Here is a 17311-nt window from a genome sequence, read left to right as displayed (position 1 = left end):
TGAATTTCTATATTTGATTTTTTATATCAAACTTAAGAATACACCATTTCATTGTAATGGTAAATAGATGAAAAGTATGGATAAACCGACTTTAATTGCTATATTTTTCAACGGAATTGTATGTTTTATACAAGATTATATGCAAATTACGCGATTATTAGACAGAAAATTAAGAAAAAAGAAGGGTTTTTCAATGCCTTTCTATAATTATATAAGTATAATCTTTATGTAGAAAAGAGGGGTATATATAATGGAAGTAACAAGTAAAACAGAATCTGTCATTGTGAAATATGAAGGGCACGTTGCAACGGTTATGGTCAATCGCCCAGAGGTGTTAAATGCATTAGATGAGCCAACGTTAAAAGAGCTATTACAAAAATTGAAAGAAGTAGCGGAGAGTTCTGCACATATTGTTGTGTTATGCGGAAATGGCCGCGGTTTTTCTGCGGGCGGAGATATTAAATCGATGCTTTCAAGTAACGATGAAAGTAAGTTTGATGGTATTATGAATACTATTTCTGAAGTTGTCGTGACTTTATATACGATGCCAAAGCTTGTTATTAGTGCGATTCATGGACCAACTGCTGGTCTTGGATTAAGTATTGCATTAACAGCTGATTATGTGATGGCGGATATTTCATCCATTATTGCGATGAACTTTATTGGAATCGCTTTAATTCCAGATGGCGGCGGCCATTTCTTCCTGCAAAAGCGCGTTGGTGAAAATATGACGAAGCAAATTATTTGGGAAGGAAAGAAATTATCAGCGACAGAAGCGCTTGATATCGGTTTAATTGATGAAGTAATCGGTGAGGATTTCCAAACGGCTGTGAAGCAAAAAATTAGTGAATGGTCACGAAAGCCGATTAAAGCGATGGTTCAAACGAAGCAAATTTTATGTGAAGTTAATCGTTCTAACTTAGAACAAACATTGCAACTTGAAAAACGCGGCCAATATGCGATGAGACAAACAGCGGATCATAAAGAAGGCATTGCTGCATTTTTAGAAAAACGTTTACCAGCGTTTAAAGGGGAATAAAGTGAAACTTTAATGAATGGTAGTTTTACTACCCGTTAATTTAGGGTAAAGGGGAGAAAGTGCTAACACATTTTAGTATAATTGTGTTAGCACTTTTTTTAAGGAGTAATATATGAAAAAAATTATCGGTGTTATCGGCATAATTGTAATAGCATATTATGCGTTGCATAGGACACCATCTATGGCGGTGCGAACTGCGTTGTTTTTTGAAGGGCATCCAAGCGTTGCGTTTTCTGGCGAAGTGACGAAAGAAACAGATGTGAAAAAAGAAGCAATTCCAGCCGAATACCAAACTTTATATGGCAAGGAAGAAGAATCAGAGCACTATTTCTTTCCGCATGTAAGGGCACATGGATCAGGAATTGATATGCTTAGTGCATGTGTGAAGAAAAAATGGTTTTTCTATAAAGCAGAGCTCGGATGTTATTAAACATAGGAGGATGAATGATGTCAGCATATAACAAGTTAGTAAGAGATCGTGTTCCGGAGAAAATTTTAATGTCTGGAAAAACATATACAGCACAAAAGTTAACAGGACAAGCATACATACAAGCTTTAGCGAAAATTGGAACGGAAGAAATTCGTGAATTTGCTTCTATGAAAGAACGTGAACATGCACTTGATTCTCTTGCAGATGCACTGGAAGTAATTATTTCATTAGCGCGTGCAGAAGGGGCAACAATTGAAGATGTAGAACGTCTTCGCAAGCAAAAAGAAATAGAGCGCGGTGGCTTTGAGAGAGGCATTTATTTATTAGATGTGTCAGAAGAATAGGTTGCTAGAAAGCATAGTGTTCATGAATAACGCTATGTTTTTTTGTTAAAGCGAATTTTAATATAATTTAGAAAATTAAACTATATTAGTAGAGGATTTATAGTAAATTCGGTATACTAAATAGTAGAGAAAATGAGGAGGAAACGACAATGGCACATCATACGAAAGAAACGATGGAACTGATTAAGGAGCTTGTCTCTATTCCAAGTCCGTCTGGGAATACAGAGAAAATTATTCGTTTTATTGAAAACTACGTAAGTGAGTGGAGTGTAGAAACGAAGCGTAATAATAAAGGTGCTCTTATTTTAACAGTAAAAGGGAAAAATGATGCACAGCACCGTTTATTAACGGCACACGTTGACACGTTAGGTGCGATGGTGAAAGAAATTAAGCCTGACGGTCGTCTAAGTCTTTCTATGATTGGTGGATTTCGCTGGAACTCTGTAGAAGGGGAATATTGCGAAATTGAAACATCAAGCGGTAAGACATATACAGGGACGATTTTAATGCATCAAACATCTGTGCATGTATATAAAGATGCAGGTGAAGCGAAACGAGATGAGAAAAATATAGAAGTTCGTATTGATGAGCGTGTGTTTTCAGCTGATGAAGTACGCGAATTAGGCATTGAAGTAGGAGACTTCGTTTCATTTGACCCACGTGTTCAAATTACAGACAGTGGATACATAAAATCACGTCATTTAGATGATAAAGTAAGTGTTGCAATTTTATTAAAATTAATTAAGAGATTACAAGATGAAAACGTAACATTACCATATACAACTCATTTCTTAATTTCTAATAATGAAGAGATTGGATACGGTGGTAATTCTAACATTCCAGAAGAAACGGTTGAATATTTAGCGGTTGATATGGGGGCGTTAGGTGATGGACAAGCATCTGACGAATATACAGTATCTATTTGTGCAAAAGATTCTAGCGGTCCGTATCATTATGCACTGCGTAAACATTTAGTAGAGCTTGCGAAAACGAACAATATTGAATATAAAGTAGATATTTATCCGTACTATGGATCAGATGCATCAGCTGCGATTCACGCTGGATTTGATGTGAAACATGCATTAATTGGAGCGGGTATTGATTCTTCCCATGCATTTGAGCGTACACATGAAAGTTCGATTGCACATACAGAAGCGTTAGTATATGCATATGTAATGTCTCATTTAATTGAAGCATAATTTCATAGAAAATAGAGAGGGCTGATTAAAAATGTTATTTTTAATCAGCTTTTCATTTGGTAGGTAATGAATCACTTTTTATATTCATTGTTCCTTATATATTCATCTTTAATAATTTAGGCAGGAAACATATTTACTACAGTGGTAGAATGTTATAAACTATTATAGGAGTTATTTTCCAATTAATATTTTTAATATTAGTTTGATTAAGAGAATTGTATAACGTGAGATTTCGAGAGGAGATTTAATTTTTATGAAGTACAAGGCAATAGCTGCTGGTATGTTAGCAGCAAGTTTACTAGCTTATCCAATTAGTAGTTTAGCAGAAACAAAGAAGTTTTCAGATGTTGCAGACGATTCATTTGCAAAAGACGCAATTTACTATTTAGTAGAGCGAGATGTAATTAGCGGTATGACAAGTGATACGTTTGCGCCAAAAGGTCTTTTAAAACGTGCGGAAGCAGCGACAATTATAGCGAAAGCAATTGGATTAAAAGTGGATCCAGCTGGGAAACCATCTTTTAATGATTCAAAAAATCATTGGGCAGCTCCGTTTATTGCAGCAATTGAAAAAGAAAATATTATTGGAGGCCGAGGAGCAGGCGTATTTGATCCTGATGGAAAAGTAACGCGTGCTGAAATGGCTTCTATGCTTGTGAAGGCTTATAAATTACAAGGTTTAGTACAAGCCCCAATTACGAATAAATTTACTGATTTAGAAGGTCATTTCGGTAAAGAAGCAGCAAATATTTTAGTAGCGTTAGAGATTTCTGCTGGTACTGGGAAAACAATTTGGAGTCCAGATCTTTCTATACCACGTGAGCAAGCAGCGCAAATGACGTATAAAGCGGACAAGTTAAAGAAAAATAATGATAACACTAGCAAACCAGAAGAAACAACGAAGGAAATGTATATAGATCGTAAGTTCATTACATATCATCAACCATCTTTATCTTCAGGAATTACTGACATGCAACATGATCCACAAAAAGTTGTAGTAAAAGAAGAGCGAGATGGATGGATTAAAATTGTAACGAGCAAAGGTGAGAAGTGGACACCTTTAAAAGAAAAAACAGAAGTTATTAATGAAGGATTTACAACATATGCAGAAGCGTCACATTCTTCTAAAGTGCTAGCGAAACGTGAAGCGCAAAAAGTAGTAGTTATTGAAGAAAAAGATAGCTGGATTCGTATCCGTACAAATAGTGGTTTCCAGTGGGTTGATAAAAATCAATTAAACCCAGTGAAGCAAGGTAACTTCTTAGAAGGTAAAGCGATTATTATTGATCCAGGTCATGGTGGAATTGACTCGGGTAATCCAGGTTATTATGAGAAAGAAAGCGAAACAGTATTAGACGTATCATTACGATTACAGAAAATATTTGAGCAAAAGGCACCATTTACTGTGATGTTCACTCGTACAGATGATACACGCCCAGGAACAAGTGGTCCTGATTCATTAAAGAAACGTGTAGAGTTTGCTCAAAAAAATAATGGAGATATTTTTGTAAGTATCCATGCTAATGGTTCTGAAAAGAAAAATGGACAAGGTACAGAAACATTATATTATAAGTCAGCAGCGCCAAGAGCAACGAATCCACATGTACAAGACAGTATTTTATTAGCAAAAAAAATTCAAGCCCGCCTTGTAGCAGCACTTGGAACAAAAGATCGTGGTGTGAGACATCAGGACTTATACGTAACTAGAGAAAATACAATGCCAGCTGTATTAACAGAATTAGCATTTGTAGATAATAAAAGTGATGCGGATAAAATTGCTACACCAAAACAGAGACAAGCTGCAGCAGAAGCGATTTATCAAGGTATTTTAGATTATTACGAAGCAAAGGGTAATAACGTATCTTCTTACCGCTAATAAATCAAAAGAGATTGCCAATAGGCAGTCTCTTTTATTTATTAACGTTTCTCTTTATTTCCGGCATATGATATCATTTAATTTTATAAGAAAAAGTATTGTAGTAATTGTAATTATAACGATATAGAGGATGATCATAGATTGAATAATCATAGTAAAACACCTGCATGTATATATACGTACGCATTTCGCGAGGAGGAGCGTGCTTTATGTTATTTGGAAATGCGCTCGTTCTTTGGAACGGAGTCTCACGTTAATATTTTGAAAAGTGATGTCAAAATTGACCCGAGTAGAAGTGCGTTTATAAAAGAGCGCGTTGAGGTTATGTATGAAGGAGATGACTTAGAAAGCATTTTAAAACAAGTAGAACAAATTGATTTGGCAGGGGCGTCATTTAAAGTTATATTCGTTAAAATCAATGACCTCGTTGGAGAGAATAAAATTGAATATGGAGAAAGACGTCTCATTGAACGCGACCTCGGCATGCATATTGAAGGAGAAGCGGATGTTCGTAATCCAGAGCGTGTATTCGGAATTGTTCCTCTTGGAGGACGTTGGTACTTCGGACACTATGTAGAAAGCGAGCCAGTTTGGTATCATCACATAAAAAAACCGCATAGTTATTCGACATCTCTTAGCACGCGTGTTGCGAGATCAGTTGCCAATATCGCTGTACCAAATCCAGAGGGAGTACGAGCAATTGATCCGTGCTGTGGTATTGGAACAGTAGTAGTAGAAGCACTTTCTATGGGAATTAACATCGTTGGTAGAGATATAAATCCACTTGTAGTGCTTGGAACGAGAAAAAACATCGCACATTTCGGATTTGAAGGAACAGTAACAAAAGGGCCGATCGAGGAAATTACTGAGAACTACGACGTTGCCATTATCGATATGCCGTACGACTTATTTACGCACGCGACACCAGAAGATCAGCTCTCCATTCTTTCAAGTGCGCGCCGCATCGCTAAAAAAGTAGTCGTTGTCACGATGGAAACAATGGACGACATGATCCATGAAGCAGGATTCGAAATTACAGATCGCTGTGTTACAAGAAAAGGATCATTTACTAGACAAATTCTCGTTTGTGAATAAGAAAAAAAGGTCACCCGTTTGGGTGACCTTTTTTTGGTTTGTATTGCTGTGTGATTGGTTGGTGGAATGGAGGAGTGATTTGTCGGTAAGTCGATATCCTATGTCGAATCGCCGATATCGCTACATTAGTATATTACTGTTCTTTTAATTTTTCTTGTTGTGCGATTAGTAAATTGCGTAAGATATGTCCGCGGTAACTTTCTAGTTTTCGTCCTTCGTGATAGCGCACACCTAATTTTTTTAATTCAGCTACGTACCAGCCTTTTGTTCCGTAGTACATTAGATCACTTCCTTTTTGCTTTTGAACAGTATATGTTGGGGGTGGAAGTAACTTTCCATTGAAAATAATAAGCCTGGCTGTATCAGGGTGTTCCATAAAATAATTTCCGGACAGTGTATAAACAAATAGACAGTAGTGTATGCTTTTTTACACAATGTATACAAATTTATATCCTATGCGTTGGCATGATATTTGCAATGAAAATAGTATCAACATATAGGGGAGAGATAGAAATGAAGGTTAGTAAAGTGTACACGACAATTGATGCTCACGTAGCTGGGGAACCGCTTCGAATTATTACAGGCGGCGTGCCGGAAATAAAAGGAGACACGCAGCTAGAAAGACGCGCATACTGCATGGAACATTTGGATCATCTTCGCGAAGTTCTTATGTATGAACCGAGAGGACATCACGGTATGTACGGTTGTATCATTACACCGCCTGCAAGTGCTCATGCTGACTTTGGCGTATTATTTATGCACAACGAAGGATGGAGTACGATGTGTGGTCATGGCATTATTGCTGTTATTACAGTCGGAATTGAAACAGGTATGTTTGAAGTGACAGGTGAGAAACAACAGTTCATTATTGATAGCCCTGCTGGGGAAGTCATTGCGTACGCAAAATATAACGGGAGCGAAGTAGAGTCCGTATCATTTGAAAATGTTCCTTCATTTGTATACAAAAAAGACGTTCCTATTAAAATAGATAACTATGAATTTCAAGTAGATATCGCATTTGGCGGAGCTTTTTATGCGGTAGTAGATAGTAAAGAATTTGGTTTGAAGGTAGATTTTAAAGACTTACCTGTAATTCAAGCGTGGGGCGGTAAAATTAAGCACTACATTGAGAGCCAGATGGAAGTGAAGCATCCACTTGAAGAAGATTTAAAAGGAATATACGGCGTTATTTTCTCAGATGAACCGAAAGGGGAAGACGCAACTTTACGAAATGTAACAATCTTTGCTGATGGGCAAGTAGATCGTTCTCCTTGCGGCACAGGAACTTCCGCAAGAATCGCAACTCTTTTTGAGAAAGGTGCCTTACAAAAGGGAGAAATTTTCGTCCACGAATGTATTACTGACGGGGAATTCGAGGGGGAAGTATTGTCGGTAACCGCAGTAGATACATATGAAGCTGTCGTTCCGAAAGTAACGGGGCATGCATTTATTACAGGATTTCATCAGTTCGTTGTAGACCCAAGAGATGATTTAAATCGAGGGTTTTTGTTAGGATAGAAGGAGGAGGTGGAAAGATATGCTAGTCATAAGCGCGAACGAACAACGAAACTTAGTAAATATGAAAGAAGTCATTGAATACGCGGCGCTTGCTTTAAAAGAATTTTCCGCAGAAAGAACGATCACACCAATTCGAGGCTCATTGCCATTTGCGAACGAGAAAAATACGGCATTAATTATGCCCTCAGTAGCGGAAGGGCTTGAGGCACTTGGCTTAAAAGTAGTAACAGTAGTCCCAGAGAACAAAAAGATAGGAAAGAAAACGATAAACGGGATTGTGATGCTATCAGACTTTCAAACGGGAGAACCGCTCGCACTTTTAGAAGGATCCTACTTAACGATGATTCGAACAGGCGCCTTATCAGGAGTAGCGACAAAATATTTAGCTCGTCATAACGCAAAAACTTTATGTATCATCGGGACGGGTGAGCAGGCGAAGGGAATTGCTGAAGCTGTATTTGCGGTAAGAGCTATCGAAAAAGTCATTTTATACAATCGAACAGAAGAAAAGGCGTATGCATTTGTGGAATATATACAAGAGAGATTCAACAAACCTGCATATGTTCACACAAATGCAAATGAAGCAATAAGCGAAGCAGACATCATCGTCACAACTACGAACGCATCCACACCAGTCTTCTCAGAAAAACTACAAAAAGGCGTCCACGTAAACGCCGTCGGCTCATTTAGACCAAGCATGCAAGAACTACCATCCCACGCCATCGCGGGAGCAAACAAAGTAGTAGTCGAATCAAAAGAAGCAGCACTAGAAGAAACAGGTGACCTTCAAGTTCCAGTGCGAGAAGGTTTATTTGAAGCAAGCGACATCCACGCCGAACTCGGCCAAATCATAAGCGGAGAAAAAGCCGGCCGCGAAAACGACGAAGAGATTACTATTTTCAAATCAGTTGGTTTGGCAGTAGTAGATATTATCGTTGCGAAGTATTTGTATGAGAAAGCGGTGGAGAGTGGGGTGGGGAATAAGATTGAGTTTTGAGGGACTGCCTTTTGGTGGTCTTTTTTTGCATGGAATTTTGTGAAGCAAGAAAAATTGAATATTAATATTCTAATATTCAATAGAAAGATAAAATGTTTAAAAATTCATAATAAAATATTATAATTGTATTTAGTAAAATTAACCAATTTATATTTTGCTCATTATGTATTAAAGGGGAAATGAAAATGGCTGGACAAATTCGTATGTCACCAGAGGAGCTTAAATCAAAAGCGACTCAATATGGACAAGGTGCAAATCAAATTGAGGACATTTTAAGTCAATTACAAAACTTACAAAATGAATTAAGAGGAGAATGGGAAGGCCGTGCTTTCGAAGGTTTTGATCAACAGTTCAATCAATTAAAGCCAAAAGTACAAAACTTCGCACAGTTATTACAAGAAATTAATATGCAGCTTAATAAAACTGCAGAGGCTGTTGCTTCTCATGATGAAGAATTATCACGTAATTTCGGTTTGAATTAAAAACGCTTTATTCTATATAACAAGCATTTCAAATGAGCCATACAGCTTATATTGTATGGCTCATTTGATTGTATGCCTAGCGAGTCATATTGATAGGGATATATATTTAATGAGATTTCTTTGATGCGTTTGGAAGACTTATAGAAAGGGTTTGAAAGAATGGGACAATTTCAAAGTAATTTACAAAAAGCAACGCAAATTGCTACGAAAATGGGATCAGCCTCTGATAGGATTCAAAGTGCAACCAGTCGTTCTATAACAAAGGCGACGCGTACAACGTTGTCTGTTAACTTCAAATCACAAGAAGCGAATCAGCAAGTTCTAGACTTGACGAAACAATTTTCCGCCGCCTTTCAACAAGCGGTTGATAATATTCATTTGGTATCTAATGAATTTGAGAGAATGGATAACGAACTTCACAATACTTTTCGCTAATGTGACAACCTACGTAAAGTAAAATAGTAGGAGGAAAAAGATGGATCGAGATATTGAAAACAAAATTACACAGTTAAATCAAAAGTTACGAAGTGTATTTGAAGAACAGGATCGAAATCAATCTGCAATTCAAGCTCAAGAACAAGCGGAAGCAGATTTTTATGAATGTAGAAGTCGAAATCGTCGTTTGTTTGATCGAATTTTAGGAACTTGGCATGGTGATAGAGAAATGTCTCAGTTTTTTATGAATACGTATCAAGATGCACAACATATTGAACGAAAAGTCACATTTGAATTGGAAAACAAAAAAGAAACATTGTTTAAAGAAAAACGAGATCTTAGTGATTTAGAAAACGACCTTTCATATCAGCAACAACAATTAGTAAAGGAGACCAATTCATGAGTTTAAATATGTATTTGGGAGAAGTACAAAACCAAACTCAAAGTATGAATGCTGTATGTATCGCTACTATTCAAGGTATGGAACAAGCCATTCAGTCGATTGACGCTTTTGCAATTGATACTGTTCTACAAGGACAAACCTATAGCAGTGCAAAATCATTTTTTGTACAAACTTTTCGTCCTTTAGCGCAAGGGATCATTTATTTATGTGAAGAATTGATTCGTCAGAATGATGGTTTTCCAATTCAATTTCAATCACAAGTGGCTTCTACAGATGTTATTGAAAAAGAAGTAAGAGAACAAATACAGGAAATCAATCAATCGATTGCAAGTATAGAAATGATGAATGCCGTTACACCAATGCCTGGAATAGATGCACTTGTGGCTGTTTTAGTTGAGATGAGAAAAAAACTTGAAGAAAAACTAGAGCATCTATATGAATTTAATTATACTTCTAGTAGTAATTATGATACAGCACTTCAACTAGCATCTAGTATTGCTGCAGGTCTTGCTGAAGTTCAAAGTGGAAAAGGATTTAGTGCTGTAAGTGGTACGTTTAGTACACAAGGGTTGAATATGGAGTGGACGGGTCCTATTCAAGTAATTACAGAAAGTAAAGCTCGTAAAGCACAAATTGAAAAAGCAATTGCTTTACGAGAACAAGAAGCCAATAGACCATGGTATGAAAAAACAGCTATCAGTACTTGGGAATTTATGAAAGAATTTTTTCAAGGCGCTGGCAGCGCGGCTTTCGAAAGCGTTATTGGACTAGAATCACCTGATAATGATGAATTAGAAAGCAAGTTAACTTATCAAGCGGGAAGGTTCACGGGAAATATTATAGCAGGAGCGGCATCCATTATAGAAATTCTAGAAGGTCTTACCGTCATAGGCGGCTCTAATTTTTTAACTCTAGTCGCAACAGTAGGAACTGGTGGATTAGCATCACCAATTGCTATTACATTTGATGCAGCTGCTACAACAGCTGGAGTTAGTCTTGTTGGACATGGTGTATTTGTTGGGCGTAATGCAATTCAAAATGGTAAGGATACTCTTCAAAAATTCCAGTCTTCTTCTAATGGATCTAGTGGTGGAGTTAAAAAAGAAGTCGATAATACCTTTAAAGCGACTCCTAAATTAGAAAATCATATTAAAAACATAGACCCCTCTGTTCCAAGAAGGAGAGGTATTGGTGGAGCACACAACAGTGAAGAGTTCTTTAAAAACGATATAAAAATAGTCAGTGAATCACCTTCAAAAATTCCAGGTGTAAAAACAGTAGAATACAATATGCCTAAGTTAAATATGGATGGCACTCCTACAGGAGAGTATGGAAATAAAGTATTCACAAAAACCATTTATGATCCTAAAATTATAAGTGATAAGGAATTTATTAACCGTGGAATTGAAGCAGCTAATGACGCTAAATTAAAAACTAGTGATGGAGTTCTTTCAAGAGAATGGACAGGTGTTGACAGTAAAGAGATAACTTGGAGAGGATACCATAAAGATGGAGAAATTTCTTCTTTTTTTCCAGAATAAATTAAAGATATACGAGGAGAGATATGTATGCAAAGAGAATTTAGATTAAAAGATGAGGATTTAATAGATTTAACTCATTTCCCTATACAAGCAGTGTTTAATATGGTAGATGATGAAAGATTTTTAAAGGTAATCAATTCAGTTTGTGAAGGAGTAGGATTTGGAGAGGAATATGGCGTATGTACTTTTCCAGGAGATTTGGATGAGTATGATATTGCCAATGGAGATTCATTTGAAGGTGTAGAATTTGCATTATACAGTGGTGATGAGGTAATAATTGATTATCAAACACTTTATCATTATTTAAAAAAAATGTGTGAGGATTATTCAAAAAAGTATCCAAACAAAATTAAGAGATTAGAAGACAGTCTTAACAAATTTATTGAATTATACAATATTAATAGGTAGAGACTATTTATAACTTACCCAAAATCATTATAAAAGGGTTACCGCCACATTGCCATCAAGCTAAAATTTTATTGTATCCCCAGAACGAGATTTTGTGCTAATTGGTCACAAAAAAGCTAGTTTTTTGGTTTTTAATATTTTAATTAGAAAAAGAAGACTACTATTTGCTTTTTAATAGGTTGATATATATTTTAAAAGAAATTAAAGGAGAAATGTATCAAGGATATCATCCTTTTCTTCTTTATTGATACCAATGTATTTAAGTGTAATTTGTGGTGTGCTGTGATTCGAAATTTCTTGTAACATGGCTACATCTTTTGTTTGTTTATAGAACCAATAGCCAAAGCTTTTGCGCATGGTGTGAGTCCTAATAGATTCGATACCGGCAAAATCTTTGGCTTTTTGAAATTTTTGATAAGCCTCTAGATCGTATTAATGGGTTGATCTTCTTTTCGAGAAGGGAATAATATTTCACAGAAGGTGTAAAAGGGGATGGTGATTTAGAATAGTATTAAAGATATGGTGAAAACAGGTTCGAAAAAAACTTAGTCAACAGTAGCAGGGTGGTTTAATTAACATGAAAAAAAATACAGATTTTAATAAGAAAGCTTTTGCACATTATATGGCTCTTTATCCTGTAAATGAAATAAGATTCCAAATAATTGCCCTTGTTCTTGTGGGAGCGGACATATTTATTCTGTTGCCCGCTTTTGCGAATCCTTTTCGATTACTCTATGTATATATAGTAACTCCTCCAGTTGTTTTTTTAAATTTGTGGGCGATATGGATTGCTATCAACCCTCGGAAACGACAATTACAATACACCCTATTTCGAGGAGTATATGGCGCCATATGTTCAGTCGGATTATTGGTTATAACGCAAAAATATGCTTATGAAGTGTTACAATTACAAACTCCCATCTATTTTATTCTTTCATTTGGTTTGTATGGCTTTGCTTTGTATTATTTTTATAAAAATCATATTGAAAAACTTCAGGAACCAAGAAAAAAATCAAAATCATCGAAAGGAACTGGTGGTGTAAAAGTAGCAGCTATTGCAGCGGGATCGGGGCAGTTAATTGCTAATATAATTCTTAGCATTGCAACACAACAGATGGGGGCAATTGTATTTATGTCTGCATGCACAGTGTTTTCGTTTGTTTTGTTTTATATGATTATAGAACTCCATAAGTATTATTATTTACGGAAGCATATAGAAGATGGAGGGAAAATACGTATAGGCTTTTAAAGAGGATTTGTTGCATTTCAAGTATATAATCGCATTCTTCTTATAGTTGGTTAAAGGATAGAAAAAATAGGAGGGAGAGTTAATCTCATGAATGTGGAATTACATTTAGATAGCAGAGATATCTTTTTTCTATTTTGGGTGATAGGGATAAATAATACTTAATCGAAAACGGCAGGATGGTGCAAGTGAGATTCTGCGCTATTCAAATAATCTTTGAAAAATATATAAGCCGTATAAGAAAGGGCGGAGAATTATGCAATTTTCTAAAGAAAAGCTGTTACCAAATGGCTCTATTGTTCTGTTAAAAGGTGGGACAAAAAAGGTTGTAATTTACGGAAGAAAACAACTACTTATGGTTGAAGAACCGGTTATGTATGACTACATAGGCTGTTTTTATCCAGAAGGATATATTGATCCTGATTATACATTTGTATTTAATCATGATGCTATTGAAGAAATTATATTTGTAGGTTTTATAGATGAGGAAGAAGAGGCATTTGTAGGATTGCTTAATTGAATGTGATCTAGAAACAGGTGACCTCCAAATTCCGATAAAACTAGCAATCTCCACACCGAACTTGGACAAATCATAAGCGGGGAAAAAGCCGGCCGCGAAAACGACGAAGAGATTACTATTTTCCAATCAGTTGGTTTGGCAGTAGTAGACATTATCGTTGCGAAGTATTTGTATGAAAAAGCGGTGGAGAGTGGAGTTGGGAATAGGATTGAGTTTTGAGAGACTGCCTTTTGGTGGTCTTTTTTTGTTTGGTTTGTCGGTCCATATATTTTGGCACATGAAAGTATATTGAGATTATGGCGTTCTTTTTGTTTATAATGCCTGTATGCATCTCAAATGTGATGTATCATATATTCTGTTGAAATTAAACAAAAATGCAGGTGAGAAACTTTGGATTTAGTTCGAAAATTAACTCATATTTATGGCTTAGGACTTTGCTGTGGGTTGTGGAGTAAAGCTGAAGTAACACTAAAAGAAGCAGACTTCAAAAAATCTAGACCAACACATGATAGAATATGCAGTAAGGCATTATATGAACAAATAGTGAAAGACCCTAAATTGGCTTCAAAATTCACAGAAGAAGAAATAGAATTATTTAAACATGGGGAGGTACCTGATGCATTTACATGGCATCACCACCAAGACACAGGACGAATGCAACTCGTAGATTATGAATTGCATAGAAAAACTGGTCATACTGGCGGATATAAAATTGGGGGCAAAGATAGTGATGAATAAGGGGGACTATATATGAATAATGTTACTTGGATTGGGGTAAATAAAAAAGAAATTACAGATGAACATATTCAACAAGTAGAACAATATTTGGGTGTTAAATTTCCTATTGATTTTATTGAATGTGTGAAAAAATATGATGGTGGTTATCCACGCCCTAAAATATTTGATATACCTAATCAAGATGAAAATGTGTTTAGTAAACTTTTAACTTTTGATTTAGAAAGTAGAAATTCCATGATTCAAGTATATGAAGATATAAAAGATAGATTAGTAGATAAGGTATATCCTTTTGGCAAAGATTCGTTTGGAAATCACTTATGCTTTGATTATCGGAATAATTCTCAATCACCAACTATTGTATTTTGGGAACATGAGGAAGAAGAGATAGAAAAAGCAATTTATCCTGTTTGTTCATCTTTTACTGAATTGCTTAATAGCTTACGTGATTATGAAGACGAGGACGAATAATTAATTATGAGTAACAAAGGTAAGACTTATGTGTATTACGCATAAGTCTTTTTAATATTATCCCCAAGTTAAGAAGAAGTTTTTATTGTTTTTATAGTAATTAATATGTACTCTGATTCGTATACAGCATCTAGAATATTACGTGAAGAACTTAAGGATGCAGGGATTGAACCACCCCCATATTCTAATGCAGCACATCATCTAACACCTTGGAACGATAGTAGGGCAGAAAAGGCACAAAAATTATTAAAGGAATTTGGATAGACCATGATTCGACGGCTAATGGAGTATTTTTACCTTATAAAGTTAATGAATACGTGACTACTGAAGTCTTACACATAGGAAATCATAGTTCAGAGTACATACTTGAAGTAGAGAGAGTATTAAGTCTTGTTAAGAAACGGGACGGTACTCAAGAAGATGCTGTTGACGCCTTACATGATATAAGAGAACGGTTATTGAATGGTGAATTAAAATTAAATAAACCGAAGAAAGAGTAATCTTATAATAGAAAAATAACAAAGGAGAGTAAAAATGAAGATTTGGGAATTAAAGAGTTCATTTGATGACTATGAATCCTTTCAACTATTGAACTTAGAAGAAGATTCTAAAAAGTATTTTGAAGGAAAAATTGACTCAGCAGTAAAAGCATCTGATTCATGGGGAGAAATACGTATTAAATGTGTAGAAGAAGGAAATCAAAGTGATTTGCCTCATTTTTGGGGAGAAGTTGGTACACCAATGGTTAGTGGGAAAGCTAAAAAATTCTTAGAGTCTATACTTGGTGATAATGTAGAATTTCTTCCCCTAATTCATGATGTGACGGGAGAAGTGTATTATATAATTAACGTTTTAAATGCAATAGATGCTATTGACTATGAGAAAGCTATACTAAAGAAACTACGTTCTGGTTTAGTAATAGATTTCAAAAAATACGCATTCTTACCTAATCTGGTTAAGAACCAAACAATATTCAAAGTTTACTTAAATGAAATATTACATATTCCTTCCATTTTTGTATCAGATGAATTTAGAAATACAGTGTTAGAAAGTGATTTAAAAGGTTTTGAATTTATAGAGGTATGGGATTCAGAAGCAAACATGTAAAAGAAAGGCCTAAAATAACTGATAGAAGCTGAAGCAATGGTTTACATTAACTAGACACTTACAAGATGGAGAGAGTATTGATATAGATTGGCCTATACCAAAATATAATATTTATCCTAAAGGGGAATAAATTGAGAAAGAAGGTTTTTATATGTGGAAAGATACGCTTTTAGAAGTTGAAAAAACAATGAAAAGTTTTAACCTCAAACTGAATAAACCAGCAAAAGATACTGAAGTTCAAAGATTAAGAGAACGTGTTAAAGAAAGCTTTAATATTGATTTGCCTAATGAGTATGAGGAATTTCTTAGAACTGTAAATGGCTTCGAATTTGATGGTCTGATAATTTATGGAGTTGACCCTTCTTTACTAGAAACAGAAAGAGATGAAACAGTTTATGGACTTTTAGAAAATAATAAGATTTGGTATGAGAATGAGTGGCAACAAGAGTACCTTTTCCTTGGAGATTCAGATATAGCATGGTTTTGTAAAAACATATCTGAAGGTACTTACTTAGAACTTGATAAACCATCTGGTACAGTGATGGAAACATATAATGATTTCAATACAATGCTTGAGGAAGCATTGAAACCAACTCTTCTTTAGTAAGGAGGTAGTAAAAATTATGTTTAACTTTTTGAAAAAATATGTTGTAGCAGACAAGAGTGTTAAATCTAATCAAACACCTATTTTTTATCCTTTACCAAAAGAAGAGATAGCAGAAGCAGAAGATTTGTTGAAAATGCAGTTTCCAAAAGAACTAAAGCGTTTCTATGAGGAAATTGGCTATGGATTTTTAAAGACTAATAAGACTCTTATTAACAGATTCATGGACCCATTTTCTGTTGTAGATTTTCGTTTAAGACAAGATATTTATGAATATAATCCTAATTTGGACGATGTCGATGATGAAGAATCACTAGTATTTTTTGAAGTATCAGAGATTAGCTTTTTAACAATTAAATTTAAGCAGGAAAATGAATTAGGTCAATGTCCTATATATTATGGTTCAACGAAAATAGCGGATTCTTTAGAAGAATTTTTAATAAAAATGGAAGGAAATCCTGATTATTATATTTAATAGATATCAATTCTATTTTGTAGAGTGTGCATTATTGGTTCGTCCTTTTAAGAAGTGTTTTCTAGCTTATGTGATTGCAAAGACAAATAATAATTAATTATGAGTAACAAAAGTAAGACTTATGTGAATTACGCATAAGTCTTTTTAATATTATCCCCAAGTTAAGAAGATTGAGGGGGAAAATTCTCATGAATCTAGGGGGGCTAGTTTAAAAGAAATTAAAAGACAATTAAATATACCTAGATTTCAACACCCGATTAGTAAAAAAATGGTACCATTAACAGATAGTAATGGTAAAAGGATATTAAATGATAATAAACAGCCTATTATGACTCGAGAATTTACATATGAAGTAAAAGGTCAATCAAGATCATTCAGAGGCTCAT

General features: G+C 35.1%; 21 protein-coding genes and 4 pseudogenes. 23 read left to right on the top strand and 2 right to left on the bottom strand.

The window, feature by feature from the left end; translation table 11 throughout:
* The first annotated feature begins 250 nt into the window (after positions 1-250).
* The 6 genes from AC3WVA_RS22390 to AC3WVA_RS22365 all read left to right on the top strand — a co-directional run bounded on the left by AC3WVA_RS22390 (position 251) and on the right by AC3WVA_RS22365 (position 5983).
* Positions 251-1039 carry an enoyl-CoA hydratase gene (locus tag AC3WVA_RS22390; protein WP_048526430.1) on the top strand — a complete coding sequence of 263 codons (789 nt, stop codon included), beginning with the start codon at positions 251-253 and terminating at the stop codon, positions 1037-1039.
* A 112-nt stretch (positions 1040-1151) separates the two neighbouring features.
* Positions 1152-1469, top strand: a complete 318-nt coding sequence (locus AC3WVA_RS22385; protein WP_492322186.1) for a YjcN family protein — start codon at positions 1152-1154, stop codon at positions 1467-1469.
* A 17-nt stretch (positions 1470-1486) separates the two neighbouring features.
* Positions 1487-1813, top strand: a complete 327-nt coding sequence (locus AC3WVA_RS22380) for a nucleoside triphosphate pyrophosphohydrolase (RefSeq protein ID WP_001277353.1) — start codon at positions 1487-1489, stop codon at positions 1811-1813.
* A 149-nt stretch (positions 1814-1962) separates the two neighbouring features.
* Positions 1963-3012: a M42 family metallopeptidase gene (locus AC3WVA_RS22375; protein WP_088314501.1), complete on the top strand. Its 1050-nt coding sequence runs from the start codon at positions 1963-1965 to the stop codon at positions 3010-3012.
* Positions 3013-3265: 253 nt separating this feature from the next.
* Positions 3266-4888: an N-acetylmuramoyl-L-alanine amidase gene (locus tag AC3WVA_RS22370; RefSeq protein ID WP_088314504.1), complete on the top strand. Its 1623-nt coding sequence runs from the start codon at positions 3266-3268 to the stop codon at positions 4886-4888.
* Between the two features lie 141 nt (positions 4889-5029).
* Positions 5030-5983 (top strand): TRM11 family SAM-dependent methyltransferase, encoded by a 954-nt coding sequence (locus tag AC3WVA_RS22365; RefSeq protein ID WP_048526434.1) that lies wholly within the window; start codon positions 5030-5032, stop codon positions 5981-5983.
* A gap of 133 nt (positions 5984-6116) precedes the next feature.
* Here the strand turns inward: AC3WVA_RS22365 and AC3WVA_RS22360 are convergent, their stop codons facing one another.
* Positions 6117-6359 (bottom strand): YflJ family protein, encoded by a 243-nt coding sequence (locus AC3WVA_RS22360; RefSeq protein WP_000400883.1) that lies wholly within the window; start codon positions 6357-6359, stop codon positions 6117-6119.
* 89 nt (positions 6360-6448) lie between these two features.
* Here AC3WVA_RS22360 and AC3WVA_RS22355 point away from each other — a divergent pair, with 89 nt between their 5' ends.
* From AC3WVA_RS22355 to cdiI, 7 genes are all read left to right on the top strand, one after another.
* Positions 6449-7501 (top strand): proline racemase family protein, encoded by a 1053-nt coding sequence (locus tag AC3WVA_RS22355; RefSeq protein ID WP_142342048.1) that lies wholly within the window; start codon positions 6449-6451, stop codon positions 7499-7501.
* Positions 7502-7520: 19 nt separating this feature from the next.
* The gene (locus tag AC3WVA_RS22350) at positions 7521-8498 is read left to right on the top strand and encodes an ornithine cyclodeaminase family protein (RefSeq protein WP_429603842.1); all 978 of its coding nucleotides are present in this window, start codon (positions 7521-7523) and stop codon (positions 8496-8498) included.
* Positions 8499-8683: 185 nt separating this feature from the next.
* A complete protein-coding gene (locus AC3WVA_RS22345; RefSeq protein ID WP_016133740.1) occupies positions 8684-8980 on the top strand; it encodes a WXG100 family type VII secretion target in 297 nt (98 codons plus the stop codon).
* Between the two features lie 159 nt (positions 8981-9139).
* On the top strand, positions 9140-9415 hold the full coding sequence (locus AC3WVA_RS22340; RefSeq protein ID WP_071759216.1) for a TIGR04197 family type VII secretion effector: 276 nt from the start codon (positions 9140-9142) through the stop codon (positions 9413-9415).
* Positions 9416-9455: 40 nt separating this feature from the next.
* On the top strand, positions 9456-9818 hold the full coding sequence (locus tag AC3WVA_RS22335; protein ID WP_098881400.1) for a DUF3958 family protein: 363 nt from the start codon (positions 9456-9458) through the stop codon (positions 9816-9818).
* Positions 9815-11359 (top strand): T7SS effector LXG polymorphic toxin, encoded by a 1545-nt coding sequence (locus tag AC3WVA_RS22330; protein WP_098881401.1) that lies wholly within the window; start codon positions 9815-9817, stop codon positions 11357-11359. Before AC3WVA_RS22335 ends, AC3WVA_RS22330 begins: the two co-directional genes overlap by 4 nt.
* 27 nt (positions 11360-11386) lie before the next feature.
* Positions 11387-11767 carry a ribonuclease toxin immunity protein CdiI gene (cdiI, locus tag AC3WVA_RS22325; protein WP_098881402.1) on the top strand — a complete coding sequence of 127 codons (381 nt, stop codon included), beginning with the start codon at positions 11387-11389 and terminating at the stop codon, positions 11765-11767.
* 201 nt (positions 11768-11968) lie between these two features.
* On the opposite strand, the pseudogene AC3WVA_RS22320 reads toward cdiI, so the two are convergent.
* Positions 11969-12234 (bottom strand): annotated as a pseudogene (locus AC3WVA_RS22320) (tyrosine-type recombinase/integrase); the annotation flags it as partial.
* A 110-nt stretch (positions 12235-12344) separates the two neighbouring features.
* Between AC3WVA_RS22320 and AC3WVA_RS22315 the strand changes: the two are divergent.
* The 10 genes and pseudogenes from AC3WVA_RS22315 (at position 12345) to AC3WVA_RS22270 (ending at position 16925) form a co-directional block, all read left to right on the top strand.
* Positions 12345-13016, top strand: coding sequence for a hypothetical protein (locus AC3WVA_RS22315; protein WP_429603840.1), 672 nt, complete (start codon positions 12345-12347; stop codon positions 13014-13016).
* Between the two features lie 253 nt (positions 13017-13269).
* Positions 13270-13533 (top strand): DUF4176 domain-containing protein, encoded by a 264-nt coding sequence (locus AC3WVA_RS22310; RefSeq protein ID WP_001160636.1) that lies wholly within the window; start codon positions 13270-13272, stop codon positions 13531-13533.
* 10 nt (positions 13534-13543) lie between these two features.
* A pseudogene (locus tag AC3WVA_RS22305) lies at positions 13544-13752 on the top strand (ornithine cyclodeaminase family protein); the annotation flags it as partial.
* A gap of 171 nt (positions 13753-13923) precedes the next feature.
* Positions 13924-13998: pseudogene (locus tag AC3WVA_RS22300) on the top strand (protein kinase); the annotation flags it as partial.
* Positions 13990-14271: pseudogene (locus tag AC3WVA_RS22295) on the top strand (HNH endonuclease); the annotation flags it as partial. The pseudogenes AC3WVA_RS22300 and AC3WVA_RS22295, both read left to right, overlap by 9 nt.
* Before the next feature lie 12 nt (positions 14272-14283).
* Positions 14284-14739 (top strand): SMI1/KNR4 family protein, encoded by a 456-nt coding sequence (locus tag AC3WVA_RS22290; RefSeq protein ID WP_098881593.1) that lies wholly within the window; start codon positions 14284-14286, stop codon positions 14737-14739.
* 242 nt (positions 14740-14981) lie between these two features.
* Positions 14982-15239: an AHH domain-containing protein gene (locus AC3WVA_RS22285; protein ID WP_429603847.1), complete on the top strand. Its 258-nt coding sequence runs from the start codon at positions 14982-14984 to the stop codon at positions 15237-15239.
* A gap of 34 nt (positions 15240-15273) precedes the next feature.
* The gene (locus AC3WVA_RS22280; protein WP_098881594.1) at positions 15274-15846 is read left to right on the top strand and encodes an imm11 family protein; all 573 of its coding nucleotides are present in this window, start codon (positions 15274-15276) and stop codon (positions 15844-15846) included.
* 151 nt (positions 15847-15997) lie between these two features.
* The gene (locus AC3WVA_RS22275) at positions 15998-16450 is read left to right on the top strand and encodes a YrhA family protein (protein WP_000265347.1); all 453 of its coding nucleotides are present in this window, start codon (positions 15998-16000) and stop codon (positions 16448-16450) included.
* Between the two features lie 19 nt (positions 16451-16469).
* Positions 16470-16925 carry an SMI1/KNR4 family protein gene (locus tag AC3WVA_RS22270; RefSeq protein WP_098881595.1) on the top strand — a complete coding sequence of 152 codons (456 nt, stop codon included), beginning with the start codon at positions 16470-16472 and terminating at the stop codon, positions 16923-16925.
* Positions 16926-17311 lie beyond the last annotated feature (386 nt).

This window comes from Bacillus sp. EB106-04-02-XG92, from assembly GCF_058791995.1.
The sequence above is the reverse complement of the archived record's forward strand: the minus strand, read 5'-3'. Positions and strand labels throughout refer to the sequence as shown.

Excerpts from the sequence above, each read along its gene's own strand:
- AC3WVA_RS22370 (WP_088314504.1), top strand. The coding sequence starts at position 3,266 with ATGAAGTACAAGGCAATAGCTGCTGGTATGTTAGCAGCAAGTTTACTA.
- AC3WVA_RS22345 (WP_016133740.1), top strand. The coding sequence starts at position 8,684 with ATGGCTGGACAAATTCGTATGTCACCAGAGGAGCTTAAATCAAAAGCG.
- AC3WVA_RS22270 (WP_098881595.1), top strand. The coding sequence starts at position 16,470 with ATGTTTAACTTTTTGAAAAAATATGTTGTAGCAGACAAGAGTGTTAAA.
- AC3WVA_RS22330 (WP_098881401.1), top strand. The coding sequence starts at position 9,815 with ATGAGTTTAAATATGTATTTGGGAGAAGTACAAAACCAAACTCAAAGT.
- AC3WVA_RS22385 (WP_492322186.1), top strand. The coding sequence starts at position 1,152 with ATGAAAAAAATTATCGGTGTTATCGGCATAATTGTAATAGCATATTAT.
- AC3WVA_RS22380 (WP_001277353.1), top strand. The coding sequence starts at position 1,487 with ATGTCAGCATATAACAAGTTAGTAAGAGATCGTGTTCCGGAGAAAATT.
- AC3WVA_RS22280 (WP_098881594.1), top strand. The coding sequence starts at position 15,274 with ATGAAGATTTGGGAATTAAAGAGTTCATTTGATGACTATGAATCCTTT.
- AC3WVA_RS22360 (WP_000400883.1), bottom strand. The coding sequence starts at position 6,359 with ATGGAACACCCTGATACAGCCAGGCTTATTATTTTCAATGGAAAGTTA.
- AC3WVA_RS22335 (WP_098881400.1), top strand. The coding sequence starts at position 9,456 with ATGGATCGAGATATTGAAAACAAAATTACACAGTTAAATCAAAAGTTA.
- AC3WVA_RS22355 (WP_142342048.1), top strand. The coding sequence starts at position 6,449 with ATGATATTTGCAATGAAAATAGTATCAACATATAGGGGAGAGATAGAA.
- cdiI (WP_098881402.1), top strand. The coding sequence starts at position 11,387 with ATGCAAAGAGAATTTAGATTAAAAGATGAGGATTTAATAGATTTAACT.
- AC3WVA_RS22275 (WP_000265347.1), top strand. The coding sequence starts at position 15,998 with ATGTGGAAAGATACGCTTTTAGAAGTTGAAAAAACAATGAAAAGTTTT.
- AC3WVA_RS22350 (WP_429603842.1), top strand. The coding sequence starts at position 7,521 with ATGCTAGTCATAAGCGCGAACGAACAACGAAACTTAGTAAATATGAAA.
- AC3WVA_RS22340 (WP_071759216.1), top strand. The coding sequence starts at position 9,140 with ATGGGACAATTTCAAAGTAATTTACAAAAAGCAACGCAAATTGCTACG.
- AC3WVA_RS22390 (WP_048526430.1), top strand. The coding sequence starts at position 251 with ATGGAAGTAACAAGTAAAACAGAATCTGTCATTGTGAAATATGAAGGG.
- AC3WVA_RS22290 (WP_098881593.1), top strand. The coding sequence starts at position 14,284 with ATGAATAATGTTACTTGGATTGGGGTAAATAAAAAAGAAATTACAGAT.
- AC3WVA_RS22310 (WP_001160636.1), top strand. The coding sequence starts at position 13,270 with ATGCAATTTTCTAAAGAAAAGCTGTTACCAAATGGCTCTATTGTTCTG.
- AC3WVA_RS22315 (WP_429603840.1), top strand. The coding sequence starts at position 12,345 with ATGAAAAAAAATACAGATTTTAATAAGAAAGCTTTTGCACATTATATG.
- AC3WVA_RS22375 (WP_088314501.1), top strand. The coding sequence starts at position 1,963 with ATGGCACATCATACGAAAGAAACGATGGAACTGATTAAGGAGCTTGTC.